Genomic DNA, 24,021 nt, shown 5'->3' with positions numbered 1-24,021 from the left:
GCGCTGCTGGCCTGCGACTTCATCGAGACCGTCACCCTCACCGGGCAGCGCCAGTACATCCTGGCCGTCATCGAGCACGCCAGCCGGCGCGTCCGCGTGCTGGGCACCACCGCCCATCCGACCGCAAGCTGGGTCGTCCAGGCGATGCGGAGTGGTAGGGCGCCCGGGGCTCGAACCCGGAACCTACGGATTAAAAGTCCGCAGCTCTGCCAATTGAGCTAACGCCCCTCGCACGAGCAAGGGTACAGAGATTACCGCCCCGCCCGCGACGCCTCCATCACCGGTAAGCGGCCAGCCCCGTGAGAGCCTCGCCCAGCACCAGTGTGTGAATCTCCTGGGTACCCTCGTACGTCAGCACAGACTCCAGATTGTTCATGTGCCTGATCACAGGGTACTCCAGGGTGATCCCGTTTCCACCCAGGACGGAACGGGCCTGGCGGGCGATGTCCAGGGCGGCCCGTACGTTGGCCAGCTTGCCGAAGCTGATCTGCCGGGGCTCCAGCCGTCCCTCGTCCTTCAGCGCACCAAGGTGCAGGGCCGTGAGCTGGGCCTGGGCGGCGGCGACGTACATCCAGGCCAGTTTCTCCTGGGTGAGCTGGAAGGCCCCGATCGGCTTGTCGAACTGCACGCGGGTCTTCGCGTAGTCCACCGCCGACTCCAGGCAGGCGCGGGCGGCCCCGACGACCCCCCACAGGATGCCGAAACGGGCCTCGGAAAGGCACGACAGCGGGCCCTTGAGGCCGGTGACCCCGGGAAGCACGGCGGAGGCGGGCAGGCGGAGGTCATCGAAGTACAGGGACGAGGTGACCGATGCCCTAAGGGACAACTTCTTGTGGATCTCAGGGGCGGAGAAACCCGGCGTGGAGGTGGGGACGACGAAGCCGCGGACGCCCTCGTCCGTCTGCGCCCACACCACGGCGACGTCGGCGATCGAGCCGTTGGTGATCCACATCTTGGAGCCGTTGAGAATCCAGTCGGATCCGTCCCTCTTGGCGTACGTGCGCATGTTCGCCGGGTCGGACCCGTGGTCCGGCTCGGTCAGGCCGAAGCAGCCGATGGCCGTGCCGGCCGCCATGCGCGGCAGCCACTCCTCCTTCTGCTGGTCGGAGCCGTACCGCCAGATGGGGAACATCGCCAGCGAGCCCTGCACCGACACGAACGAGCGCAGGCCCGAGTCGCCCGCCTCCAGCTCGCGGCAGGCCACGCCGTAGGAGGTGGCGTCGGTGCCGGCGCACCCGTAACCCTCCAGATGCATCCCCAGCAGGCCGAGCGAGCCCAGCTCCGGCGCGAGTTCGCGCGCGGGGAAGACGGCCTCCTCGAACCAGTCGCCCACGTGCGGAAGGACGCGGTCGGAGACGAAAGACCGGACCGTGTCGCGGATCAGCCGCTGGTCGCCGTTGAGTCGGTCGTCGAGGCGCAGCAGGTCGTCCATGGCGGGTCCTCTCCTCGCGTAAGGGGTTACCAGGGTTCTACCAGGGGGAATCCTGATGTGCTAACACCACCCCCAGGGGCAGTCTTGAGACATGAACGAATTCAGCGAGTACAACGTCAAGAAGCTGCGTCGCACCAACAAGGGCCGGGTCGTCGCGGGCGTCTGCTCGGGCATCGGTGAGTACGTCGGCGTCGACGCGAACCTGGTCAGGGTCGCCCTCGCCATCGCCACCCTGTTCGGCGGGGTCGGCGTCGGGGTGTACGCGATCGGCTGGCTCCTGATGCCGTCCGAGGAGCGGGACACCTCGATCGTCCAGGACCTGATCAAGCAGCAGCAGCAGAAGAACGCCACCGACTGGACCGGCGAGCACAAGCCGCAGCAGTGATCAGGCCGGCGCCTGGGCGGGCACTTCCTGGGCATTACGGTCGTCCCGGGACTCGGTCCACATCAGGGCGAGCACGGCCGCCGCGATCACTCCGGTGATGCCGGAGAGTGCGACCACCAGCTCAGGACCGAGTCTCTCCGCCGCGAACCCGCCGACCAGGATCCCCAACCCCTGGACGGCCATCAGCCCCGACTGCACCAGCCCGAAGGCCTGGCCACGCCGCTCCGGCGGCACACTCTGGACGAAAGCCGCATTCGCCGCGAGCTGGTACGCCCCACCGATCCCCGACAGAACCCATGCGGCCAGCACCACCGCGAGCGGCGGCCGGAGCGCCGTCACCGCCAGGGGCGCGCAGCTCAGCATGGCCATCCAGCCCATCAGGCGCAGCCGCCGCGCCGGCGTCACGTACCTGCTGAACAGGAAGGCGCCCACCACAGTGCCCGTCGGCATCGCGGCCATCAGCAGACCGGTGATCACGGGCACCGACAGCGTCCCCGTGGCGAGTTCGGCGGCGTAGGGCACGGCGATGCCCTCAGGAAGGATGTAGAAGCCGCACAACCACGCGAACAGCACCAGTGTTCGCAACCTGCGCGAGCCGAAGACGAGTGAGGCTCCCGCCCTGGTCATCGCCCACATGGACGGCTTCGCGCCCCCCTGGTCGGCGGCCGGCCGCGGACGTACGCCCGAGACCAGGATCAGGGCCGAGGCGAGGAACGTGGCCGCGTCGAGAGCGAGCGCCCGGTAGGGGCCCAAGGTGGCGATCACCGCTCCGCCCGCAGCGAACCCCAGCATCTGTACGGCCTGGTTCGTCATGTTCTGCAACGCGGAACCGACGACGTACCGGTCGCCTTCGAGCACCTCGGGCAGCAGCGCCGCGCGCGCGGCCGAGAACGGGGCACTGAGCAGCACCACGAAGAACACCAGCACGCACAACGCCCAGAACGGCATCATCGGCAGCGCCATCACGCCGACCAGGACCGCGCGGACGACGTCGCAGGTCATCATGACGCCCCGGCGCGCGAACCTGTCGGCCAGCCCCGCCAGCAGCGGCCCCCCGACGATCGACGGGAGGTACGTCAGCGCGTAGACGGCCGCGGTGGCCAGGGCCGAACCGGTGCGGGAGTAGACGAGGACGGCGAGCGCGACCTGGGCGAGCTGGTCACCGAGCAGGGACAGGCCCTGGCCGTACCAAAGCGCCCGAAACTCCCGGATGGCGATGACCTCGCCGTAGGTGGCCTGATCTGTCTCGGCACGGCGATGCCGTCCCGGCGGCCTACCTGCCTGCATGGCCCCCATTGGACTCCGCTGTGCCTGACTCACCGTGTTCGCTATGTGACCTAAGGTGCCCGATCATGAGGCAAGGCGCAACCCAAAGAAGTCAACGAGAAGCAAAGGGTCACCAGCCCAGTTCGTGAAGTCTGTCATCACTGATCCCGAAATGGTGTCCCACCTCGTGGACAACAGTGATGCGCACCTCGTTAACGACTTCCTCTTCTGTCCTGCATATCTGGCATATGGGATTGCGGTAGATCTCGATCCGGTCGGGCAGGACACCTGAGTACCAGTCGCCGCGTTCTGTGAGGGGGACACCGGTGTACAGGCCGAGCAGGTGGGGCTCCGGCGGATCATCGACGACCGTGACGACGACGTTGCTCATGACACGGGTGAGCTCGGCGGGGATCGTGTCCAGAGCCTGGGCCACGAGCTCCTCGAACTTCTCCCGCGAAACCTCGATCACGCATGCCATTCTGCCCTGCCGGTCAGGTATGCAAGAAACTGTATGAAGTTCGTTGACAGGTCGAAAGCAGTCATTCGGTCGCGCGCGACAAGGGTCGTGGCGGTGCTCATGGTGGCCGCCGCCGGCGCCTGGCTGGGCATATTTCTGAGCGGCACCGTGCACGCCCAGGTCGGTCCCGTCGAGACGGGCATGTCGCTCAGGCCCGCCTGGCGCGGCGAGACGGTCGTCGACGCCAGCCCTCTCGGCACGCTGACCTTCCGGACCCACGACGCCCCGCTCAGGCTCCGCATCACCCTGGAGAACATCGACCAGGAGCGGGCCAAGGCGCTCATCGAGGACCCCAAACTGGCCGACCGCCTGCCGGGCCTCATCGAGAGCGACCTCCTGGACGGCGTGCGGGCCCTGGCGGTCCGCAGCATGCTCTGTGCCGGGGCGGGGGCCCTGATAGCCGTCCTGATGGTCTACAGGCGCCCCAGGACGGCTCTGGTGGGCCTCCTGGCGGCCTCTGTGGGCCTCGCGGGCACCGGGGCGCTCGCCGCCCTCACGTTCCGTCCGAGCTCGCTCGTGGAGCCGCGCTACTCGGGGCTCGTCGCCGCCGCGCCGTCGCTGGTGGGCAGCGCGGAGTCGATCGTGACGAAGTTCGAGTCGTACCGGTCGCAGCTCACCAAGCTCGTCACGAACGTCTCGAAGCTGTACGACACCGTCTCGACCCTGCCCCTGTACGACGCCGACCCCAAATCCATCCGCGTCCTGCACGTCTCGGACATCCACATCAACCCCATCGCCTGGAACGTCATCCGCTCGCTCAAGGACCAGTTCGCCGTCGACATGATCATCGACACCGGCGACATCTCGGACCACGGGACCAAGCCGGAGAACAAGTTCGTCGACGAGATCAGCCGCCTCGGGGTGCCGTACGTGTACGTACGAGGCAACCACGACTCCATGATCACGCAGAGGGCGGTCGAGCGGCAGAAGAACGCCGTGGTCCTGGATGACCGCGTGGAGAAGGTCGCGGGCCTGCGCATCTACGGCCTGGGCGACCCTCGCTTCACCCCCGACAAATCGGTGGCCGTCGACTCGGACCCGGACGCGCTCAAACGGTTCGCCCGCGCACGCCTGGCCAACGTGGACAAGGCGGACGTGGTGGCCGTCCACGACCCCGACGTCGGCCGGGGGTTCAGCGGGGCCGCGCCCATGATCCTGGCCGGTCACACGCATGACCGCTCGACGTCCATGCTGCCGTCCGGCTCGCGCATGCTCGTCCAGGGATCGACCGGCGGCGCCGGCCTTCGGGCGCTCGAACACGCCCAGCCCACGCCCGTACAGGCCTCGGTCCTGTACTTCGACCGCGAGACCAGACGCCTGCGCGCCTGGGACGACATCACGCTGGGCGGGCTGGGGGAGCAGTCGGTGTACATCCAGCGTCACGTGGAGGCCGACCCACAACGTATGATTTCTCCGGAGCCAACGAACGCCCCGTCTCCAACGGGATCGATCATCGGCACCGCGTCACCGACCGCCGGTCAGCCACTTTGGCATCAGGGGCAATCGTCCCCTATGCTTCAGAGGTCTCCGACGGAAGGCGACAGGGAATCCTGAGCCCCCATCGTCTAGCGGCCTAGGACACCGCCCTTTCAAGGCGGCGGCACGGGTTCGAATCCCGTTGGGGGCACTTGCGAGCGCTTGGCGCACCGCGAACCGGCTGGTCGAAAGGCCACCGGAAAGCTGGTAAGCTAAGCGAGCGCAAACAGAAAGAAACGCAAGAAACGCAAGGTCCTGTAGAGCAGTTTGGAGTGCTCGCCACCCTGTCAAGGTGGAGGTCGCGGGTTCAAGTCCCGTCAGGACCGCTCTGGGTCAGGTAGCTCAGTTGGTACGAGCGTCCGCCTGAAAAGCGGAAGGTCGGCAGTTCGACCCTGCCCCTGACCACCAGCTTTGAACAGCAAGAAAGCCCCGAAGCGATTATCGCTCCGGGGCATTTTTGTGTCCGCTGACGGCAACGTCGGCATACGGCTCCTGATTTTCGGCTCCTAGGATCCGAACGTGTCTGAATACAGGTGGCCCGACGAGGGGCCCGGATTCGCCGAGCGGGTGCGCCATGCATGGACCGCGACACGTCAAGCTCTACCGGTGGGGACGCGAGTGACGGGAACGGTCGTCGGCCGGCGGCCTTTCGGGGTGTTCCTGCGGCTCCCCGGTGTTCCTGACGCGATCGGACTCGCGGAGATCGTCGGGATGCCTGCCGACTGCGAGGTCCAGGAGGAGGGGCACGCAGGTGTGCCTCATGTCGTGGAGGCGCATCTCACCGAGGCCTGCGGCCTGGCGGACGGCTCCCCAGCTTCGGCGGAGATCTCGGGCAGCGGGATCGTGCGCTCGGAGTTCTCCGTCTTGGGGCGGACGAACCGGAGTTCGCCACCGACGCGCTGGAGGGTCTGGACCACCTCCAGAGTGCCCGCGTCGAGGTCGACGTCCTCCCAGGAAGGCCGAGCAGTTCCCCTCGGCGCAGGCCGAGGCAGAGGGCCAGGACGTACAGCGCGTGGAACCGGTCCTCGCGAGAAACCCTCAGCACGCGTCGCGCCTGCTCGGTCGTCAGACCACGGTTGACCTTGTACGAGGGAACGGAGACCGTGAGAGCTTCGAGACGTTTCGAGGGATGATCTCCTCGCGTACGGCCCGTTCGAGTGCGTTTCGGAGAACGGCGTGAATGGACTGGATCATTCGCGTGGACAGATGTGAACCGCAGCATTTCGGGGTCTTGAGAGCGCAGCACGTGGGCCGCTCGCGGGAGGCGTCCCATCCATGCCTGCAGCACTGGCATTCCCTACGAACCCGTCCGAGGCAACCGGGATGCCCTGATCAGCTTGTGCGATCAGCTTGGTGAGCTTCTTCATGGGTGTGGCCGTACGCGCGGACGCGCTTGTATGTGCCAGCTGTCGTGAGGACGAAGGCGGCCCCTTTCCCATCGGCCGTCCTTCCGTTGATAGATCGTCCCTTCGCCATTCGAGCGCTTACGAGAGCGGTGATGGGTCCGGTGCTTGGGTTCCTCTTCAGGGGGGTCGCGCACGGCCTCGGTCATCAGGCCACCTCCGCCAGGGTCTTGATGCACTCGGTCAGGGCTCCGGCTTCGATGAGGCGGCGGCGGCGGCCGCCGGACCGGGCGGGCGTGCGGCCTCTTCGGGCCGATCCCACCCGACCGGCCCACCGCACATCGAGCGCAGGCTCAGTGACGCCGGGGGAGCCTGACCACAGACAGCGCCGGAGTGCCGCAAGACCGCCATGAGCAGCGACAGTGAGCTGTTTTCATCCTCGGTGGACCCATGAAAGAGCCTCAGTGAGGGCGTATCCCAACTCGTCCCTGGCTGGCAGCGTGGATGCGCAAAATTCGGGTTTCGCTGGTAGGGCATGACGAACAACCTGGTGCTGGGCCGGCTCAGCGTGGTGCAGGCGGCGTTGAGCCTGCTCTCACCCAGGCGTGCAACGGGACGTGATCAGACCACGTGCTCCGGGCGTAATCGACGAAGCATTTCCTTACGCGGCCCTCGCCGGCGAACACGTAATCAATCTTCCGCCTGCGGGTCACGTAGGTCCAGCGCCGGCGCGGGTCGCATTCGTCGCGGCCCTTGTAGGCCGCGGCGGCGTCGCGCGGCACAAGGTTGAGGTCGCCGCCGATCACACCCCGGCCGAGCTTGAACAGCTCACGCAACTGGATGTGCCGGTAGGGCCTGCCCTTCTGCCTGTCGTCGTAACTCGATCCCGACGAGAAGTGCGCGGTGCAGAACGCCCGGTCGGCCGTGCAGACGGCGTACCTGCGGGCTCCCCACGGCGGTGAGGTCAGCGGGTGCACGACGAGGCCGGTGTCCGCTCCGGCCACGGCCAGGGTGACGCTCAGCACCCCACGCGGCCTGCCGTTTCTGTCAGGCAGGCACTGGTACGGGGAACCGTCCGAGTACTTCAGCCCGGCCGACCGGACGCTCCAATTCCGGCCGGTACGGCGTTCGAGCTCGTGTTCCAGGTCGGCGTCGGCGCCCGTGCAGAACTCCTGAAGGAAGACCACGTCCGCCTCGGTCGCCAGCACTGCCACGTGCCAGGCCAGCTCGGCGTTCGAGCGGCGAAAGAGCGCGCACCCGGCGTTGGTGCCCGCACAGACGTTCCACGTCATCACGTGGAGGAGAGGGGGCTGTGCCTGTACGGACAGGTTCGGGAACAACAGCCCGGCGATCACGAGCTGGCTGATCATCATCACCGAGCTCCCTCCACACATGATCCGAGCCGTCACAAGACCGCTCAACCGGCATATCTGGCAATCAGGAGCCTATGGGTCTTCTTGGGGTCAGACCCGTGCGTACGAGCTGCCGAGAGCCTCTTATGCCAACCCGTCCCGGTTCTCTCCTGCTTGATCGGCCCGATCAGGTTGGAAAAGCCTCAGTCCATCCGGCAACAGATCGAGGCTCGACCCGAGCAGGCGGGCATGGGCGCCGACCTGGTGACCATGGTGTGGTCTGGGACCATGGCGGCCTTTGCGAACATGGGCGATACGCAGGCGTACGTCGTGCGGCGAACAGAGGACGGGACCGCTGAGCTCATCTGGACGACCGAGGGGCACGCCCACGGTATGGCTGAGGCCGACAGCCTGCCGATGCCGCCGGAACGGATCTCGCACTTCCTCGACGGACGGCCCGAGGGGCACGCCCCTGGCCTGGTAGCCCTCGGTCTGTCCGCCGGTGACCGGATCCTGCTGTGCACGGGCGGACTCGGCGCGGTGGTTTCTCACGCGCTCCTGATGGAGAGTCTGAGTGGGCCAGGCGGATCGGCAGAAGCGGCTGATCGTCTCGAAGCCATTGCTGCGGAGCGCGCTGGTTCGGACGACATCACTCTGATCGTCATCGAGTTCGTCGATTTCGAGGTGCATCGGAAGGAATACACGTTCAGTGATTAGTGGCGTCGCATGAATCGTTGGAACGCGATGTTTGAATTGCGGCGGCTGCGGTTCCCGCATCGGCCGGGCCGGGTGGCGGAGTGGTGGGGATCAGGGGTGGAAGAGGGTGTTGAGTTCGCCGAAGTCCAGGGAGTCGGCCAGGGCTTCGTAGGTGCCGGCGGTGAGGAGTTCTTCGGCGGCCTTGCGGGCGGCGGTGTAGGCGGTTTGGGCGAGGGCGGTGCCCAGGCTGATCCGGCGTACGCCTGCCTGCGTGAGTTCCGCGACCGTGGGGCCGCCGGCGACGGCCATCGCGTTGACCGGGAGCGGGGACTCGGCGCAGAGCGTGGCCAGCGCGTCGAGGTCGAGCAGGCCGGGGACGAAGATTCCGTCGGCTCCGGACTCGGCGTAGGCCGCCGTGCGCCTGATCACTTCGGTCAGGCGGCCGGAGGAGGGGCCGATGGCGAAGAGGAAGACGTCGGTGCGGGCGTTGACGAAGAGTCCGGGGAGACCTGCCGAGGCTGCCGCCTCCCGGGCCGCGCGGAGTCTGGTGGTCTGGTCGGCGAGGTCGAACAGCGGGCCGCCGACGGCCTGGGAGTCCTCCAGGTTGACGCCCACCGCGCCGGCCTTCGCCACCGCCCGGACGGTCTGGGCGACGTCCTCGGGGGTGGGGCCGTAGCCGCCCTCGACGTCGACCGTCACGGGTACGTCGACGGTGTTCACGATGCGTCGGGCGGTTTGCAGCATCTCGTCCCGGGTGAGGTGCTGGCCGTCGCCGCGGCCGAGGGACCAGGAGACGCCGCCGCTGGTCGTGGCGATGGCCGAGGCCCCGGCCGCGGCGATCACGGCGGCGCTGGCGGCGTCCCAGGCGTTGGGGAGGATCAGGACGGAGTCGGTGCTGAGCTTTCTGAACAGATCGGCCTTTTCCGTCGCCGTCGCGGCAGTGGCGGGAGAGTTGTCCACAGGCATGTGCGTGACCGCCTTCGGGGTGTTCGGAGTCCGGCACCATGGCTCGGTGGGTGCCTGCTCCGGGATGTTGCCGGGCGGAGGAGTAGGCGTCCATTGATTAAGCTCTGACCGAATCGTGGACGCTCTGGAGGCGGCATGAAGGCGCGGCTGGCCTTTTCGGTGAACGATCTGGCCGAGACCCGGTTCGCGGTCTCTCCCATGTGGGAGGTCGTCACGAGTTGCCGGGTGCTGGCCGGGGCCACGGTGGCCGATCCTCATCGTGGGTGGGCCGAGCAGGTGCGTCCGCGGCTGGCGGCGGCGGGGCTCGATCGTGGGTGGCTGGCCGACATGGTTCCGTCCGCCGGTCACCTTCCCGACTTTCTCAATCCGACGACCGCGTCCCATGAGCTGCCCGACGAGCTGGCGGCCATCGAGGCCGGCGACCCGGAGCGGGTTCGGCGGGACCTCGACCTGTTGTCCGCCGAGCGGGGCGGCCGGTTGTCGCCCCGGCTGCGCAACCTGCACCGCGACCCTCGGACGTACCTGCCCAGGGTCGTCGCGGAGATCGAGGCGTACTGGGAGCTCGCGATCGCGCCCTACTGGGCGCGGATCCGGTCGGTGCTGGAGGCGGACGTCTTCCATCGGGGGCGTCAGGTGGCCGAGAGCGGTACGGCCCGGACGCTCGACCAGCTGCACCCCACCGTGCGCTGGGACAGCGGAGGGCTCCAGCTGGCGCAGCGGCACTGTGCCATCACCAGGATCGAGACCGGGGCGGGGCTGCTCCTGGTGCCGTCGGTCTTCGCGTGGCCGCGGGTGCTGACGCGGTCCGTCCCGTCGGAGCCGCCTCAGCTCGCCTATCCGGCCCGTGGGATCGGCGTGCTGTGGGAGTCGCGCAGGCACGCGCCGATGGACGCCCTCGCCGCCGTGATCGGCCGGTCCCGGGCGTTGCTCCTGGCCGAACTGGATTCGCCCGCCTCCACCACCGAGCTGGCCGAGCGGTCGGGGCTTTCCGCGGCGGGGGTGTCGCAGCATCTCACCGCGCTGCGGGCCGCCGGGCTGACCAGCACCCATCGGGCCGGCCGCACGGTGTTCTACGCCCGTACGGGGCTCGCGGACGCTCTGCTCACGGCTCAGGTGTGAGCTTGAAGGCCGGCTGGTTCCGGGGGCGTTCGCGCGGCCGGGGCCGGGCCTGGTCAGCCGGGGGTGCGGTGTGAGGCCGCGAGGGCGCTGATCTTTTTTGTCCCGATCATCCTGACTATTGTGATCCCCATTGTTCGGGGGGAAGGCGGGCGATGGACGCGGATGGGGCCGAGGCGTTCCTGGGCAGCCGGTACGTGCTGCTCGACGAGATCGGCGCCGGGGCGATGGGGACCGTCTGGCGGGCGCGGCACCGGGAGACCGGGGAGACCGTGGCGGTCAAGATGTTGCGCAGCAACCTCGCCGGTGACCAGGACCTGGTGCTGCGGTTCGTCCAGGAACGCAATGTGTTGCGGACCCTACGCCATCCCCACATCGTCACGATGCGCGACTTCGTCATCGAGGGGGAGCGGCTCGCCCTGGTGATGGACCTGGTCGAGGGCGGGGATCTGCGCGGCCTGCTCCAGCAGCACGGCACGCTGCCCCCGGCTGTGGCCGCCGAGCTGATGGCCCAGGTCGCCGAGGCGCTGGCGGCGGCGCACGCGATGGGTGTCGTGCACCGGGACGTCAAGCCGGGGAACGTCCTGATCGACGGGCCAACAGGGCAGGTGCGGCTGACGGACTTCGGGGTCGCGCGGATCGTCCTCGGGCCTGGGCTGACGCAGACGACCTCGATCATCGGGACGCCCGCGTACCTGTCGCCCGAGGTGGCCGACGGTGGCCCTCCCACGGGGGCGGTGGACGTCTATGCGGTCGGTCTGATCCTTTACGAGCTGATGGCCGGGCGTCCGCCGTTCGTCGGTGAGCATCCGATGGCTCTGCTCCGGCAGCATGCGATGGCCATGCCCCGGCGGTTGCCCGGGATGCCCGACGCGCTGTGGGCGGTGATCGCCGCTTGCACGGCCAAGGATCCGGCCGGGCGTCCGGCGGCGGGGCAGGTGGCGGTGGCGTTGCGGGAGGCGGTGCCGTCGGTGACCGGGCTGGCCGCCTTGCCGCGGGTCGCGAAGGGGGAGGCTCCGTCCGCGACGTCCGAGCCGTTGCCGCCGCCCGCGGGTGCCGGTGGGGCGGGTCCTCCGTCCGGGGGTGCTGTTGGGGTTGGGCCCGTTGGTGGCGGGGGCTCGGTGCCGTCCGCCGGTGCAGGCGGTGGGGACGGGACGGTTCCTTCCGGGGCGGCTGCGCAGCGGCGGGGGCGGTCTCGTCAGTGGATCGTCGTCGCGAGCACCGCCACGGCGGTGGTGCTCACCGCGGCCGCGGTGGCCGTCATGGCGCCATGGCGTACGCCGGACGCGGGGGCCGTGAACGACGCGGCAGGGCTTCCGGGGCTCGCGACCGCCGAAGTGGCCGGGACCGCGACGCCCGTTCCGTCCGAGCCGGACGAGAAGACGTCCCAGCCGGACGACGCGGAGGAGGAACCGCTCAAGTCGTCGCCGAAGAAGACGCCGAAGGAGCCGGTCCGTACGCCGGGAACGGGCGGCTCGGAACGCACGGCGGCGCCCAGCGCGACCACGGACCCCACGCCGGCCCGTACGGCCGAGCCCCGCCGGACGCCGACAGGGCGGAAGACGGAGGCCCCGCACACCGTGGACCCCGGCACGGAAGGGACGAGCGCTCCGCCGCGCAGCTCCCAGCCGGACTGGAAGTGCCGTTCGTGGATCTCGGTGGGCAACGGCTCGGGGGTGGAGATGTCGCCCTGCATGGCCATGGTGGGCGATGTCTTCTACCTGAAGGGACGCATCAGAGGGGCGAGTACGGTTCGCTCGGACGTGCACGTCCAGCTCTACAACACCGACGCGGATCAGAACGTCTCTCAGCCGTTCATCTGCTCCGGGGTGGCCCCGCGCAACGACGGGGAGGTCGCCACCTGCGGGCCGTTCACCACCACGGCACCGGCCATCCGGGCCAAGCACGACGTACGGCAGCGGTGGCGGCGAGCGGGGACGGCGGCGTTCGGCGGTGGCGCGGAGAGCCCCTGGCTCCTCTGGTGACACGCGGAAGGGCCGCCCGATGGGGAACGGCCCTTCGCGCGGTCAAGCCAGTGGTCACGTTCTGGTGGTGCAGACGGCGCCGTTGAGGGTGAAGGTGGTGGGGAGGAGGTTCGGGCCGGCGTAGTTGCCGACGAATCCGATCGTCGTCGAGGCGCCCGTGCCCAGGGACGCGTTGCCGGGCTCGCTGACGGCCTTGACGTTCGAGCCCGTCTCGGTCCAGGTGGCGCTCCAGCCGCTGCCCAGACTCTGCCAGGGCCTCGGCCAGGTGAAGCTCAGGGTCCAGCCGTTGACCGGGGCGCCGTTGTTGGTGATCTCGATGGCGCCGACGTAGCCGCTGGCCCAGTCGGTCTGGTCGGTGAGGCGGACGGCGCAGGAGCTGGTGGCGGGGGTGCCGGTGGTGAAGGTCAGGGGCGGGGAGGCCCAGGAGACGCCGCCGCCGCTGTCGCGCGCGATCACGTTGACCGTGTAGGTGCTGCCGGGCCTGAGGTTGCCCACCGTGTAGGAGGTGCCGGCGGTCTCGCCGAGCTGCTCGCTGACGGCGCCGTTCTGGCGGTGGAGCTCGTACTTGGCGATCGGGCGGGCGCCGGGGGCGGCGGCGGGCCAGGAGAGGGTGGCGGCCTTGTCGGTGACGTTCGAGGCCGTGGGGCGGCCGGGCGCGCCGGGGAGGCCGGTCTGCGGCGTGGCGGGGCGCAGGACCAAGGTGGTCAGGGAGAGCGGGGGCAGCGTCTGGCTGGTGGGGGTGCCGGTGGTCGCGGTGGTGATGGAGGTGGCGCCGTTCGTGTGGGTCAGTACGGTGGGCGCGCCCGCGGCCGGCGTGAAGCCCGCGTAGTCCACGGCGACCGGGTAGGACGTGTCCGGCGAGGTGTTGATCAGCATGACCGCGAGGCCGCCGTCGGGCCGCCGGACGGCGTGCGCGCTGACCTTCGGCTGGTCGGTCCCGGCCCGGACGAACTGGTCCCCGGCACGGGCGAACCTGCTGACCATCTGCAGCGCGTGGTACGGCGCGAACGGCGTGTTCAACGGCGGCTCGCACACCCCGGACGAGTTGCAGACCCCGCTGGACAGCAGCCCGAAGTCACCGTAGTCGGTGTGCCCCTCGACCTCGGTGACGTTGCCGATGCCGTTGTGCACGTTCCACCAGTCGACGGTGAACACGCCGTTCGCCAGCAGGCTCGCGTAGGCGTCGGCGGCGGCCAGGGCGCCGGGCTGGGTGTTCGTGCCGTTGCTGCTGGAGCCGGTGTTGAACTCGGTCATCGCGAGGCCGATCCGGTCCGAGCCGGGCCCGGCGTACGCGGCGATCTGCCGCCGGGTGAGCTGGATCATGTCCGGGATCTGGCCGGCCCTGTCCAGGGCGCCGGGGTACCAGTGCAGGATCACGAAGTCGATCTTCGGCCCGGCCAGGGACAGGACGACCTTGTTCCAGCTCCCGTCGTCGCCTTCGGCGGTGATGGCGTCGGGCCAGTTGGCGGGGGTGGTCAGCACCGCGCCGATCTTGATGGACGGGTCGGCCGCCTTCATGGCGTCGGCGTAGGCGACGACGTTGCGCGCGTACTCGGCCGGGCTCTTGTCGGCGTGGTCGTCGGCCTCCCAGGCGCTGCCGTAGTGGCCGTTGCCGTAGTTCTCGTTGCCGATCTCCCAGTACTTGACGCCGTAGCCCTTGGTGACGTTGGCGTGCCGGACCCAGGCGGCGGCCTCCTCGGCGGTGCCGGTGCCGTAGTTGGCGGTCACCATGGCCTGCGCGCCGGTACGCCGTACGCCGCGCATGAAGGTGTCGAAGTCGGTGTTCGGGGCGACGTACCCGCCGGGGGCGGTGTGGGTGGCCCAGTGGTAGATGTCGGAGTAGGAGCCGCCGGGGTAGCGCAGCAGCTTGACGCCCGCGTCCTTGAGGAGGTCGGCGGTCTGGTCGGTGCCCAGGTTCGAGTCCCAGATCGCATGGTTGGAACCGATGCCGGTCTCGGGGGCGGTGGCCAGGGCGGCGCGGGCGTTGACGGTCACCGCGACGGGGGTGACGTCATCGGCGCGCGCCGGGGGAGCGATCAGCGCGGTCAGGGTCAGGAGGGCCGCGGTCGCGGCCCGGGGCAGGGTCATGCCAGGCATCGGGGTACCTCGCCGTGGGAAGCCGTGGGAAGCCGTGGGAAGCCGTGGGAAGCCGTGAGAAGCCGTGAGAAGAAGCCGTGGGTAGCGGTTGACTCGACGCCCCCTCCTGACCAGGAGGCAAGCATGATCATGCGACGTCGGCTCCGGCCCGTCAATCGGCGCTGAAACTTTCACGCGTGACGCCGGTCAGGCGGGCTTGAGCAGGCCCCTGTCGTACGCCGCCGCGACGGCCGCCGCCCGGTCCTTGACCTCCAGCTTGGCGAAGACGTGCAGCAGGTGGGTCTTCACCGTGGCCTCGGTGACGAACAGCCGCCTGGCCACCTCACGGTTGGTCGCGCCGCGGGCGATGAGAGCGAGCACCTCCAGCTCGCGCGGGCTCAGCGTGCGCTGCTCCGGCGCGTGCGCGCGCCGCGTGAGCACCCCGGCCACGGCCGGCGACAGCACGGTCTCGCCGCGGGACGCCGCCAGCACGGCCTGCCGCAGCTCGGCGCGTGGCGTGTCCTTGAGCAGGTAGCCGGTGGCGCCCTCCTCGATCGCGGGCACCACGTCGGCGTCGTCGCCGAAGGTGGTCAGCACGAGCACGTGCGTGCCGGGGCACTGCTCGCGCAGCCGGCGGATGAGCTCGGCGCCGCTCGTCCCCGGCATGCGCAGGTCGAGGAGCACGACGTCGGGGCCGGTGCGCAGGGCCACCGCGAGCGCCTCGGCGCCGTCGGCGGCCTCGCCGACCACCTCGAAGCCGTCGGTCTCGAAGATGCCGCGCAGCCCGTCGCGGACCACCGGGTGGTCGTCGACGATGATCAGGCGTACGGGCATGGCTCACGTTCCCGGGTCGGCGGGGATGGCCGGAACGGTGGCGGAGATGCCCGTCCCCTGGCCAGGGGCGCTCTCGACGGCGAGGCTGCCGGCCAGGCGGGTGACCCGCTGCCGCATGGCCACCAGCCCGAACCCGCCGCCGGACCCGCCGGTGGAGCCGGAGCCGGGGGTGAAGCCGGACCCGTCGTCACGGACGTCGAGCGCCACCACGTCCTCCATGTACGACAGCGTGATCCCCACCCGGGCGGCCCGCGCGTGCTTGCCCACGTTGGCCAGCGCCTCCTGGGCCACCCGCAACAACGTGCTCTCCACCTCGGTGTGCAGCGGCCGGGCGTCGCCCGTGACCGACACCGGGGCGGGCACCCCCGACGCCCGCGACCAGGCCGCCGCCACCTCCGACAGGGCCGTCCCGAGCTGCGCCGCGGCCAGCGGCGCCGGGCGCAGCGCCTGGACCGAGCGGCGGGCCTCGGTCAGGCTCTCCCTGGCCAGCTCGCGTACGGTCGCCAGCCGCGCGCGCACCGCAGGCGCCGCTCCGACGGCCTCGTCGGCCGCCTCCAGCTGGGTGAGGATGCCGGTCAGCCCCTGGGCGACGGTGTCGTGGATCTCCCTGGCCAGCCGCTGCCGCTCGCCGAGCACGCCCGCCTCGCGGGCCTGGACCAGGAGCCGGGCCTGGAGCTCGGCGTTCTCCTCGGCGAGCGCGGCCAGCCGGGCGCTCTTCTCCTTCAGCTGCGTGTTCTGCTCGGAGACGGTCTGGAACACCAGCCCGGTCATGGACGCCACCAGCACCCCGACCACGAACGAGGCCAGCAGCTCGACCGGGCTGCGACCGTCCGGCGGACGGGCGACGACCAGCGTCCCGACCGTCACGGCGACCCCCGCGTACGCCCACAACCCCGGCAGCAGCGCGAAGCACTGGACGAACACCCCCACCCCGGTCACGGTGAAGACCGTGTCGATCCGCACCAGCGCCACGACCACCGCCAGCAGCACCACGAAGTAGCCGGCCACCACCCACGCCCGCGCCGTCCAGCCGGGACGGTAGGCGACCACGAACCAGTGCCAGGCCGCCGCGAACAGCGCCAGCGCCAGCACCTCCACCCGCCAGGCCCGCAGCAGCGAGAACAGCGCGGGAAGCAGCACCAGCAGGTACGGCAGGGCCGCGGTCACCCGCTCCCACCGGCTCACCACCGCAGGGCCTTCACCGCGACGCCGCCGGCGACCACGCCGACCGCCACCATGATCCCGAGCGCGAGCGGCGGAAGCGCGCCGGTCGACCAGCCGTCGCGGATCGCCTGGACGGCGGGCGCCATGGGCGTCAGGTCCCCGATCGCCCGCATCGACCCCGACATGGTCTCGCGCGGGATCACCGCGCCGGACAGGAACACCATGGGGAAGAACAGGGCGAGCCCGATCACGGTCGCCGCCCGGCCGCTGGGGGCCAGCGCGCCCAGCAGCAGCCCGACGGCGCCGAGGCTGAGCGCGCCGAGCAACCAGGCCAGGACCACGCCTGGAAGGCTCGCGGGCGCGCTCAGCCCGTAGCCGGCCACGCCGAGGACGACCAGCAGCACGCTTCCGAGCACGGCCAGCAGCATGTGCGCGGTCCACTGGGCGCCGCACAGCATGAACGGCGTGGCCGGGGTGGCCCGCAGCCGCTTGAGCACCCGCCGCTCCCGGTACTGGGCCAGCGTGGCGGGCAGGACGACCAGCGCGGCCAGCCCCACGACGAAGACGGTCAGCATCGGCACGGTCGCGTCGACGAGCCGCTCGCCGCCGGGCAGCGGCCGGTCGCCGCCGCGCAGCTTGACCCAGAGCATGACCAGCGGGAAGGCCAGTGCGAAGTAGGCCGACATCGGATCGCGCAACCCCAGCCTGAGCTCGACGGCGATGACTCGCGTGAAGCCTTTCATGCCTGGGCCCTCCCCGTCAGGGTGAAGTAGGCGTCCTCCAGGGAGGCGGCCCGCGCCTCGCCGATCAGCTCGCGCGGGCTGCCCTCGGCCACCACCCGGCCGCGGTCGATGACGGCGATCCGGTCGCACAGGGCCTCGGCCTCGTCCATGAAGTGGGTGACCAGGACGACGGTGATCCCCCGGTCGCGCATGGCCTTGATCAGCCCCCAGGTGGTGCGGCGGGCGTCGGGGTCGAGGCCGGTGGTCAGCTCGTCGAGCAGGACCACCTCGGGGTCGCCGACCAGGGCCAGCGCGATGAACAGGCGCTGCTTCCAGCCGCCGGACAGGCCGCCGAAGCGGGCGTCCTTCCTCTCGGTCAGGCCCCATTCGTCCATGACGGCCCGCCAGTCGGCGGGGTGGTCGTACAGGGAGGCGTAGAGCCGCAGGGCCTCGCCGACCTTGATGCCGTCGGGGAGGGCGGCCTCCTGCAACTGGGCGCCGACGCGCTGGAGCAGCGCCCGCCGGTCGCCCTGCGGGTCGAGGCCCAGCACGCGCACGCTGCCGCCGTCGGGACGCCGCAGCCCGGACACGCACTCCACGACCGTCGTCTTCCCCGCGCCGTTGGGCCCGGCGAGCCCGAAGATCTCGCCGCGTTCCACGGTCAGGGAGACGCCGTCGAGCGCCCGGGTGTGTCTGTAGTTCTTGCGCAGGTCGTCGATCTCGATGACTGTCATGATCTGAGCATCACGGCGGAGCGGCGGCCGCGACATCCACCGATCGGTGGATGGCCGGGACGCCGCCGCCGATGCGTCACTTGGACAGGTAGAGGGTCTTCCAGGTGCCCGCGTACAGGCAGTTCAGGGACGGCTTGGAGCCCCTGCCCTCGGCGCAGACCTTCAGCTCGACCTGGTAGACGTCGCGGTACTCGAAGGAGAACCGCTTGGCCGAGCCGTAGGAGCAGTTCCGGACGCTGCGCTCCTTGAAGGGCAGGTTGCTCCCGTCGCGGTACGTGATCCGGAACACCGCCCAGCCGCAGGCCGAGTCCTTGCGGGTCTGGTCGGTCAGCTTGCCGGAGATCCGCACCGCGTCGGCGGTCGGCAGGTCGGCGTGGTCCTCGCCGGTCGCGCTCAGCGAGCCGGTCGCCTTGGCGGCGTGCCCGGGGGCGTAGTAGGGACCCCACGAGGCCGCCGAGGCGGCCTGGGCGGGGGAGGCGGCGAGCGCGAGCAGGGCGGCAGCGGCGACACCGGTCAGGACGGCGGCGGTACGGGAGGTGGTCATCGAGGGGTTCCTTCCTCTCGGGGGATGACCACACGGTGCATTGGACCGATTTCATCCGGCTTGCCGGGCCGCTTGCAAACTAGTTGTATTTGTACTGCCGCGTCGCGACCCGACGGGAGCCGTTGAAGACCGAGGCGCGGTACATGCTGACCGACCTGTCGCCGTGCTCTGCCTTGCCGCAGGTGCCGAGGCCGGCGAGCTGGTGGATCTCGTACCGGGCGGTCGGGTCGCCGGCCACGAAGTACTCGGCGCGCGCCTGGTACTCGTCGGCCCTGGTGTCGCAGGCGAAGACGTAGGTGTCGCGCTCGTGGAAGCACACGCTCGCCCCGCCCTTGGTGGACGTGCACCGCTCCGAACGTCCCCGCGCGGCGGCCGGGGTGACCTCGGTGTCGCGCCTGACCGGGTACTTGGTGAGGTTGCGGACCGTCTTCCAGCGGCCCACCTTGACGCGGTGGTTGCCCTCGTACACGGCGGCCCGGAACGTCACGGTCCTGCCGATCTCGCGGTTGCCCCGGATCTCGCCCTTGCCGCCCAGGTTGTGGATGACGTACTTGGTGCCGAGGTACTCGTTCAGGTGGTACTCGACCGCGGCGTGCAGCTTGTCGTTCCGCGTGTCCTCGATCCAGATGCCCGGCCGGTCGCTGCCGTCGGGGCCCACGCACGCCTCGGCGCCCTTGACGCGCATGCAGGTGGGCTCGGCGCCGGTGATGGGGCCGGCGGTGAGGGCGGCGGTCAGGGCGGTGGTGGTCACGGGGGTCGGCTGTTGGGCGGCGGCGGCCGGCGGGCGGGCCTCGCCCCGGGCCACGGCCCCTTCCGTGGTGAGCACGGCGGCCGTCATCACGGCCATGGCTACGAGCTTGCGACCTAAAGCCACTTCGGTGTCTCCAGTCTCACGGGTCACACACCGGGCGGTGCATGAGTGTGACGCGAAAGATGTCGGAGTGGTTCAGAAATATGCGGTTTGAGCCTCGCTAGGGTGGGCTGAATGGCGGACGAGATGACTGACGAACGGCTGCGGGAGATCGCCGGAAGGCTGGCGGAGGTGCCCGGCGTGGTGGCCGTGGCGCTCGGCGGGAGCCGGGCACGCGGCACCCACCGGCCCGACTCCGACATCGACCTCGGCCTCTACTACCGGGGGCGCCTGGCCGTCGCCGACCTGCGCGAGCTGGCCCGGGAGATGACCGGTGAGCCGACCGACGTGACCGAGCCCGGCGGCTGGGGCCCGTGGGTCGACGGCGGCGGCTGGCTCACCATCGACGGTCTGCGGGTCGACTGGATCTACCGCGACCTCGACCGCGTGCGCCGCGTCTGGCACGACTGCCTCGCCGGCCGGTACGAGGTCGGCGTCCAGGCCGGCCATCCGCTGGGCTTCTACTCCCACGCCTACGCGGGCGAGGTGGCGCTGTGCAAGGTGCTCGCCGATCCGTCCGGCGAGCTGGCGGCCCTGCGCGCCGAGACGGCCGAGTACCCGCCCGCGCTGCGCGAGGCGCTGGTCCAGGGGCTGTGGGAGGCCGGCTTCTCGCTGACGATCGCCGGGTACGGCGCCGCCGGCCAGGACCCCGCGTACGCGGCCGGGGCGCTGTTCCGGGCGATCGGCGTCGCCTGTCACGCCCTGCACGCGGCCGACGGGGCCTGGCTGATCAACGAGAAGGGCATGGTCGCCGCCGCCGACCGGCTGCCCTCGGCGCCCGCCGGGTTCGGGGAGCGGGCCCAGGCGCTGTTCGCGTCCGTCGGCGGCACGCGGGAGGAGATCACCCGTACGGTGGCCGCCGCCGAACGGCTCGTCGCCGACGTCCGGGCCGCCTGCGGGGTGTGATCAGGCGTTCTCCTTGGCCTTGGCGGGGGCCAGGGTGGTCAGCAGCAGCAGGAGCGCGCTCTGGGCGAGCATGCCGGGCGCGAGCGGCGGGGCCGGGCCGACGGACTTGGTCAGCGCGTACCACCACTGGGTGAGGGGGGAGAGGGTCTGCCAGGTGTCGGCGTATCGGGGGTCGAAGGCGCCCATGTCATGGTTGGCCGAGATGTGCGCGTACACCCCGTAGGCCGAGGCGAGCAGCACCACCAGCGCGATCCCGCGGACGACCTTGAGCGTGAGGGGGGAGGCGTCCAGGGCGAGCACCACGAGCGCGGCCCCGAGCGCCAAAAGCGCCACCCACGGGACGAACTGCTGCCAGGACTGCCAGTGACGTTCGAAGGCCAGTTCCAGGGCCGCGCCCAGGATGCCCAGCGCGACCAGGCCGAAGAGCCCCAGGCGTACCGTGACGGCGCCGAGCCGTGCGATCTGCGTTTGCGCGTTCGTTGGAGGCACGCGCACCACGCTGCGCCCCCGGTCTCAGAGACATCTCAGGAATACATGAACGTTCAATGAGAATCGCGGCTTGCCCCTCGTTTCCGGACAACTGTGACTTAAGGGATCATAGGGACGTGAGCGTAGTCGCGATCGTTCTCTCGGTGCTCGCCCTGGTCCTGAACGGACTGATGGCGGGCGTGTTCTTCGCCTTCTCCACCTCGGTCATGCCCGGCCTGGACGCCGTGGGGGAGGACGGCGCGACGGCCGCCATGCGCAGCATGAACAGGAAGATCCTGAATCCGGGGTTCCTGTCGACGTTCACGCTCGCGCCCGTGGCCTCACTGCTGGCCGGCGTGTTCCTGCTGATCGGCGGGGACGGCGGGCCCGCGGTCCTGGCGTTCGCGGCGGCCGCCGTCTACTTCGCGGGCTCGATCGTCGTCACGGCCGCGGTCAACGTGCCGATGAACAACGCCATCGAGGCGGGCGAGCTGGCGTGGAAGGCGTACGCGCCGCGCTGGACCCGGTGGAACACGCTGCGCGGATGGGCCTCGGCGCTGGCCGTGGCGCTGCTGGGCGTGGCCCTGTACGTCTGGGTCTGAACCGGCCGGATGCATCCCGATGGACGGGCACCGGGATGCGCATCCGCGCGACGGGATCACATGTTGATCATGTGGCCCGCGAGGCCGTGGATCGCCTCCTTGACCGCTTCGCCGAGCGTCGGGTGCGCGTGCACGTTGCGCGCGACCTCGTGCACGGTGAGGTCCCACTGCTGGGCCAGCGTGAGCTCGGGCAGCAGCTCGGTGACCTCGGGGCCGATCAGGTGGGCGCCGAGCAGCTCGCCGTGGGTGTTGTCACTGATGATCTTGACGAACCCGGCCGTGTCGCCGAGGCCGTGGGCCTTGCCGTTGGCCGTGAAGGGGAACTTGGCCACCTTGACGTCGTAGCCCAGGTCGCGGGCCTGCGCCTCGGTGTAGCCGAAGCTGGCCACCTGCGGCTGGCAGTACGTGGCCCGCGGGATCATCACGTAGTCGAGCTCCATGGTCTCGGCGTCGCCGATGGTCTCGGCGGCGATGATGCCCATCGACTCGGCGGCGTGGGCCAGCATGAGCTTGGCGGTGACGTCGCCGATGGCGAAGATGTGCGGCACGTTCGTGCGGCAGCGGCCGTCGACGGCGATCGCGCCGCGCTCGGTGAGCTGCACGCCGGTCTTCTCCAGGCCGTAGCCGTCGACGCGCGGCTGGAACCCGATGGCCTGCATGACCTTGTCGGCCTCCAGCACCTGGGTCTGGCCGTCGCGGGTGACGGTGACCTTGACCGAGCCGCCGGTGTCCTCGATGCCGTCGACGCGGGTCGAGGTCAGCACCTCGATGCCGAGCCGCTTGTAGCGCTTGGCCAGCTCGGCCGAGACCTCTTCGTCCTCCAGCGGCACGACCCGGTCGAGGAACTCCACGATCGTGACCTTGACGCCGTAGTTGTGCAGCACGTAGGCGAACTCGACGCCGATCGCGCCCGCGCCCGCGATGATGATGCTGCGCGGCAGGTTCTCGGTGAGGATCTGCTCCTCGTACGTCACCACCCGCTCCGACAACTGCGTGCCCGGGATCAGCCTGGTGGTGGCGCCGGCCGCGATGATGCAGTGGTCGAACGTGATCGTCTCGTCGTTGACCTGCAGCGTGTTGGCGTCGAGGAAGGTGCCGCGGCCGTCGTACTCGGTGATGGCGTTCTTCTTCATCAGGTAGTGAACGCCCTTGACCCGGCCGTCGGCCACCTTGCGGCTGCGCTGGAAGGCCGCGCCGTAGTCGAAGCTCACTTCACCGCTGATGCCGAACGTCTTGGCCTCGTTGTGGAAGATGTGGGCCAGCTCGGCATTGCGCAGCAGCGCCTTGGACGGGATGCAGCCCACGTTCAGGCAGACGCCACCCCAGTACTTCTCCTCGACGACCGCGGTACGCAGCCCGAGCTGGGCGGCGCGGACGGCGGCCGTGTATCCTCCGGGACCCGCGCCGAGAACGACGACGTCATAGTGAGTGCTCATGACTCGGACCATACCGCCCGCCCCAGGTCACCCTTGACGCTAGACCTCCACCTTGTACGACAGCGTCAGCTCGTCGGCCGGAACCCCGCGGATCCCCCAGTTCACCTTGGGCATCTCGATGATCGTGATCTCCACGTCCTCGGGGTCGAAGCCCGACTTCTCGTAGATCGCCCGGATCAGCGCCCGCTTGGCGTCGTCGCTGCGTCCCGTGAAGCACACGACCTCGATGATCAGATAGTTCGCGCTTCGCTGAGGGCAGACGAAGTCGTCGGCGTCCATCAGCAGGAACCGGTGGAAGCGCTTCTCCTCAGGCACGCCCCACGCGCTCACCAGGCATGACTGCAGCAGATCGGAGATCTCCCGCTGCCGTCCGCCCCACACGTCACGCCGTCCGTAAACCTTCACTTGTGCCATGTCGGCAATATAGAGGGTGTGATCCGCGTACTTCTCGCCGACGACGAGGCCATGATCCGGGCCGGGGTCAGGGCGATCCTCGACTCCGACCCGTCCCTGGAGGTCGTGGCCGAGGCCGGCGACGGCAGGCAGGCCGTCGACCTGGCCATCGGCCACCGTCCCGACGTCGCCCTGCTCGACATCCGCATGCCACGGCTCGACGGCCTGGCCGCCGCGGCCGAGCTGCGCCGCGTCGCGCCCGCCACGGCCGTGGTGATGTTGACCACGTTCGGCGAGGACGACTACATCTCCAAGGCGCTGGAGGTGGGCGCCGCCGGGTTCCTGCTCAAGTCCGGCGACCCGCGCGAGCTGATCGCCGGCATCCACGCGGTCGCCGACGGCGCGGCGTACCTGTCGCCCAAGGTGGCCCAGCGTGTGATCGCCCAGCTCGCCGGCGGCAGGATGACGCGCGAGGCCCAGGCCCGCGACCGCGTCGGCGGCCTCACCGACCGCGAGCGGGAGGTCCTGGCCCTGCTCGGCGCGGGCCTGTCCAACGCGGAGATCGCCAAGCGGCTGCACATCGTGGAGGGCACGGTGAAGGCGTACGTGAGCACGATCCTGACCCGGCTCGACGTGCGCAACCGCGTCCAGGCCGCGATCATCGCCCACGAAGCGGGATTGGTAGCCTGACCTGT

At 70.1% G+C, this 24,021-nt stretch carries 24 protein-coding genes and 4 tRNA genes; 11 read left to right on the top strand and 17 right to left on the bottom strand.

Going from position 1 to position 24,021, the window contains the following annotated elements; all coding sequences use genetic code 11:
* Positions 1-152 precede the first annotated feature (152 nt).
* Together AB0J97_RS44430 and AB0J97_RS44425 are read right to left on the bottom strand one after the other, a co-directional pair.
* A tRNA-Lys gene (locus AB0J97_RS44430) sits at positions 153-228 on the bottom strand.
* Between the two features lie 49 nt (positions 229-277).
* The gene (locus AB0J97_RS44425) at positions 278-1,432 is read right to left on the bottom strand and encodes an acyl-CoA dehydrogenase family protein (protein WP_357709942.1); all 1,155 of its coding nucleotides are present in this window, start codon (positions 1,430-1,432) and stop codon (positions 278-280) included.
* A 91-nt stretch (positions 1,433-1,523) separates the two neighbouring features.
* On the opposite strand from AB0J97_RS44425, the gene AB0J97_RS44420 reads away from it, so the two are divergent.
* Positions 1,524-1,817, top strand: a complete 294-nt coding sequence (locus AB0J97_RS44420) for a PspC domain-containing protein (RefSeq protein ID WP_357709940.1) — start codon at positions 1,524-1,526, stop codon at positions 1,815-1,817.
* Here AB0J97_RS44420 and AB0J97_RS44415 read toward each other — a convergent pair whose 3' ends face one another.
* Positions 1,818-3,104 (bottom strand): MFS transporter, encoded by a 1,287-nt coding sequence (locus AB0J97_RS44415; RefSeq protein ID WP_357709938.1) that lies wholly within the window; start codon positions 3,102-3,104, stop codon positions 1,818-1,820.
* A gap of 109 nt (positions 3,105-3,213) precedes the next feature.
* Positions 3,214-3,555, bottom strand: coding sequence for a metallopeptidase family protein (locus AB0J97_RS44410; protein WP_357709936.1), 342 nt, complete (start codon positions 3,553-3,555; stop codon positions 3,214-3,216).
* Positions 3,556-3,651: 96 nt separating this feature from the next.
* Between AB0J97_RS44410 and AB0J97_RS44405 the strand changes: the two genes are divergently transcribed.
* The 4 genes from AB0J97_RS44405 to AB0J97_RS44390 all read left to right on the top strand — a co-directional run bounded on the left by AB0J97_RS44405 (position 3,652) and on the right by AB0J97_RS44390 (position 5,487).
* Positions 3,652-5,157 (top strand): metallophosphoesterase, encoded by a 1,506-nt coding sequence (locus AB0J97_RS44405; RefSeq protein WP_364101293.1) that lies wholly within the window; start codon positions 3,652-3,654, stop codon positions 5,155-5,157.
* A tRNA-Glu gene (locus AB0J97_RS44400) sits at positions 5,158-5,230 on the top strand. It abuts the gene before it with no gap.
* Between the two features lie 100 nt (positions 5,231-5,330).
* Positions 5,331-5,405 (top strand) — tRNA-Asp (locus AB0J97_RS44395).
* Positions 5,406-5,410: 5 nt separating this feature from the next.
* Positions 5,411-5,487, top strand: a tRNA-Phe gene (locus AB0J97_RS44390).
* Between the two features lie 350 nt (positions 5,488-5,837).
* On the opposite strand, the gene AB0J97_RS44385 is transcribed toward AB0J97_RS44390, so the two are convergent.
* Together AB0J97_RS44385 and AB0J97_RS44380 are read right to left on the bottom strand one after the other, a co-directional pair.
* A complete protein-coding gene (locus AB0J97_RS44385) occupies positions 5,838-5,996 on the bottom strand; it encodes a hypothetical protein (RefSeq protein WP_364101290.1) in 159 nt (52 codons plus the stop codon).
* Between the two features lie 989 nt (positions 5,997-6,985).
* Positions 6,986-7,795, bottom strand: a complete 810-nt coding sequence (locus tag AB0J97_RS44380) for an endonuclease/exonuclease/phosphatase family protein (protein WP_364101287.1) — start codon at positions 7,793-7,795, stop codon at positions 6,986-6,988.
* Positions 7,796-7,948: 153 nt separating this feature from the next.
* Here AB0J97_RS44380 and AB0J97_RS44375 point away from each other — a divergent pair, with 153 nt between their 5' ends.
* Positions 7,949-8,491 carry a hypothetical protein gene (locus AB0J97_RS44375; RefSeq protein WP_364101284.1) on the top strand — a complete coding sequence of 181 codons (543 nt, stop codon included), beginning with the start codon at positions 7,949-7,951 and terminating at the stop codon, positions 8,489-8,491.
* Between the two features lie 90 nt (positions 8,492-8,581).
* On the opposite strand, the gene AB0J97_RS44370 is transcribed toward AB0J97_RS44375, so the two are convergent.
* Positions 8,582-9,430: an isocitrate lyase/phosphoenolpyruvate mutase family protein gene (locus tag AB0J97_RS44370; protein ID WP_364101281.1), complete on the bottom strand. Its 849-nt coding sequence runs from the start codon at positions 9,428-9,430 to the stop codon at positions 8,582-8,584.
* Positions 9,431-9,571: 141 nt separating this feature from the next.
* Here AB0J97_RS44370 and AB0J97_RS44365 point away from each other — a divergent pair, with 141 nt between their 5' ends.
* Entirely contained in the window at positions 9,572-10,555 is a 984-nt protein-coding gene (locus AB0J97_RS44365; RefSeq protein ID WP_357708019.1) for a DUF5937 family protein, read from the top strand.
* 152 nt (positions 10,556-10,707) lie between these two features.
* Positions 10,708-12,537, top strand: coding sequence for a protein kinase (locus AB0J97_RS44360; RefSeq protein WP_364101277.1), 1,830 nt, complete (start codon positions 10,708-10,710; stop codon positions 12,535-12,537).
* A 54-nt stretch (positions 12,538-12,591) separates the two neighbouring features.
* On the opposite strand, the gene AB0J97_RS44355 is transcribed toward AB0J97_RS44360, so the two are convergent.
* The 7 genes from AB0J97_RS44355 to AB0J97_RS44325 all read right to left on the bottom strand — a co-directional run bounded on the left by AB0J97_RS44355 (position 12,592) and on the right by AB0J97_RS44325 (position 19,458).
* Positions 12,592-14,634 carry a cellulose binding domain-containing protein gene (locus AB0J97_RS44355; RefSeq protein ID WP_364101274.1) on the bottom strand — a complete coding sequence of 681 codons (2,043 nt, stop codon included), beginning with the start codon at positions 14,632-14,634 and terminating at the stop codon, positions 12,592-12,594.
* Positions 14,635-14,820: 186 nt separating this feature from the next.
* Positions 14,821-15,447, bottom strand: coding sequence for a response regulator transcription factor (locus AB0J97_RS44350; protein ID WP_357708022.1), 627 nt, complete (start codon positions 15,445-15,447; stop codon positions 14,821-14,823).
* A 3-nt stretch (positions 15,448-15,450) separates the two neighbouring features.
* Positions 15,451-16,632: a sensor histidine kinase gene (locus tag AB0J97_RS44345; RefSeq protein WP_364101270.1), complete on the bottom strand. Its 1,182-nt coding sequence runs from the start codon at positions 16,630-16,632 to the stop codon at positions 15,451-15,453.
* Entirely contained in the window at positions 16,629-17,354 is a 726-nt protein-coding gene (locus AB0J97_RS44340; RefSeq protein ID WP_364101267.1) for an ABC transporter permease, read from the bottom strand. The genes AB0J97_RS44345 and AB0J97_RS44340 overlap by 4 nt, the downstream gene beginning before the upstream one ends.
* Positions 17,351-18,067: an ABC transporter ATP-binding protein gene (locus AB0J97_RS44335; protein WP_364101264.1), complete on the bottom strand. Its 717-nt coding sequence runs from the start codon at positions 18,065-18,067 to the stop codon at positions 17,351-17,353. Before AB0J97_RS44335 ends, AB0J97_RS44340 begins: the two co-directional genes overlap by 4 nt.
* A 76-nt stretch (positions 18,068-18,143) precedes the next feature.
* Positions 18,144-18,611 carry a hypothetical protein gene (locus tag AB0J97_RS44330; RefSeq protein ID WP_357708027.1) on the bottom strand — a complete coding sequence of 156 codons (468 nt, stop codon included), beginning with the start codon at positions 18,609-18,611 and terminating at the stop codon, positions 18,144-18,146.
* Positions 18,612-18,690: 79 nt separating this feature from the next.
* Entirely contained in the window at positions 18,691-19,458 is a 768-nt protein-coding gene (locus AB0J97_RS44325) for a hypothetical protein (RefSeq protein ID WP_364101260.1), read from the bottom strand.
* Between the two features lie 138 nt (positions 19,459-19,596).
* On the opposite strand from AB0J97_RS44325, the gene AB0J97_RS44320 reads away from it, so the two are divergent.
* The gene (locus tag AB0J97_RS44320) at positions 19,597-20,427 is read left to right on the top strand and encodes a nucleotidyltransferase domain-containing protein (RefSeq protein WP_364101257.1); all 831 of its coding nucleotides are present in this window, start codon (positions 19,597-19,599) and stop codon (positions 20,425-20,427) included.
* On the opposite strand, the gene AB0J97_RS44315 is transcribed toward AB0J97_RS44320, so the two are convergent.
* Positions 20,428-20,916, bottom strand: a complete 489-nt coding sequence (locus AB0J97_RS44315; RefSeq protein ID WP_364101254.1) for a hypothetical protein — start codon at positions 20,914-20,916, stop codon at positions 20,428-20,430. It lies immediately after the preceding gene.
* Positions 20,917-21,032: 116 nt separating this feature from the next.
* Between AB0J97_RS44315 and AB0J97_RS44310 the strand changes: the two genes are divergently transcribed.
* The gene (locus tag AB0J97_RS44310) at positions 21,033-21,497 is read left to right on the top strand and encodes an anthrone oxygenase family protein (RefSeq protein ID WP_364101251.1); all 465 of its coding nucleotides are present in this window, start codon (positions 21,033-21,035) and stop codon (positions 21,495-21,497) included.
* A gap of 56 nt (positions 21,498-21,553) precedes the next feature.
* Here AB0J97_RS44310 and lpdA read toward each other — a convergent pair whose 3' ends face one another.
* Together lpdA and AB0J97_RS44300 are read right to left on the bottom strand one after the other, a co-directional pair.
* Complete coding sequence (gene lpdA / locus AB0J97_RS44305) at positions 21,554-22,933, bottom strand: dihydrolipoyl dehydrogenase (protein ID WP_357708034.1); 1,380 nt, start codon at positions 22,931-22,933, stop codon at positions 21,554-21,556.
* A gap of 39 nt (positions 22,934-22,972) precedes the next feature.
* The gene (locus AB0J97_RS44300; RefSeq protein WP_357708036.1) at positions 22,973-23,347 is read right to left on the bottom strand and encodes a tautomerase family protein; all 375 of its coding nucleotides are present in this window, start codon (positions 23,345-23,347) and stop codon (positions 22,973-22,975) included.
* 18 nt (positions 23,348-23,365) lie between these two features.
* Between AB0J97_RS44300 and AB0J97_RS44295 the strand changes: the two genes are divergently transcribed.
* Positions 23,366-24,016 (top strand): response regulator transcription factor, encoded by a 651-nt coding sequence (locus tag AB0J97_RS44295; RefSeq protein WP_357708038.1) that lies wholly within the window; start codon positions 23,366-23,368, stop codon positions 24,014-24,016.
* Positions 24,017-24,021 lie beyond the last annotated feature (5 nt).

It is taken from the genome of Nonomuraea sp. NPDC049607, assembly GCF_040675375.1.
GTDB lineage: Bacteria > Actinomycetota > Actinomycetes > Streptosporangiales > Streptosporangiaceae > Nonomuraea.
The sequence above is the reverse complement of the archived record's forward strand: the minus strand, read 5'-3'. Positions and strand labels throughout refer to the sequence as shown.

Coding starts and splice junctions, on each gene's coding strand:
- AB0J97_RS44425 (WP_357709942.1), bottom strand. CDS start 1,432: ATGGACGACCTGCTGCGCCTCGACGACCGACTCAACGGCGACCAGCGG.
- AB0J97_RS44420 (WP_357709940.1), top strand. CDS start 1,524: ATGAACGAATTCAGCGAGTACAACGTCAAGAAGCTGCGTCGCACCAAC.
- AB0J97_RS44415 (WP_357709938.1), bottom strand. CDS start 3,104: ATGCAGGCAGGTAGGCCGCCGGGACGGCATCGCCGTGCCGAGACAGAT.
- AB0J97_RS44380 (WP_364101287.1), bottom strand. CDS start 7,795: ATGATGATCAGCCAGCTCGTGATCGCCGGGCTGTTGTTCCCGAACCTG.
- AB0J97_RS44365 (WP_357708019.1), top strand. CDS start 9,572: ATGAAGGCGCGGCTGGCCTTTTCGGTGAACGATCTGGCCGAGACCCGG.
- AB0J97_RS44360 (WP_364101277.1), top strand. CDS start 10,708: ATGGACGCGGATGGGGCCGAGGCGTTCCTGGGCAGCCGGTACGTGCTG.
- AB0J97_RS44355 (WP_364101274.1), bottom strand. CDS start 14,634: ATGCCTGGCATGACCCTGCCCCGGGCCGCGACCGCGGCCCTCCTGACC.
- AB0J97_RS44350 (WP_357708022.1), bottom strand. CDS start 15,447: ATGCCCGTACGCCTGATCATCGTCGACGACCACCCGGTGGTCCGCGAC.
- AB0J97_RS44340 (WP_364101267.1), bottom strand. CDS start 17,354: ATGAAAGGCTTCACGCGAGTCATCGCCGTCGAGCTCAGGCTGGGGTTG.
- AB0J97_RS44335 (WP_364101264.1), bottom strand. CDS start 18,067: ATGACAGTCATCGAGATCGACGACCTGCGCAAGAACTACAGACACACC.
- AB0J97_RS44330 (WP_357708027.1), bottom strand. CDS start 18,611: ATGACCACCTCCCGTACCGCCGCCGTCCTGACCGGTGTCGCCGCTGCC.
- AB0J97_RS44325 (WP_364101260.1), bottom strand. CDS start 19,458: ATGGCCGTGATGACGGCCGCCGTGCTCACCACGGAAGGGGCCGTGGCC.
- AB0J97_RS44320 (WP_364101257.1), top strand. CDS start 19,597: ATGGCGGACGAGATGACTGACGAACGGCTGCGGGAGATCGCCGGAAGG.
- lpdA (WP_357708034.1), bottom strand. CDS start 22,933: ATGAGCACTCACTATGACGTCGTCGTTCTCGGCGCGGGTCCCGGAGGA.
- AB0J97_RS44300 (WP_357708036.1), bottom strand. CDS start 23,347: ATGGCACAAGTGAAGGTTTACGGACGGCGTGACGTGTGGGGCGGACGG.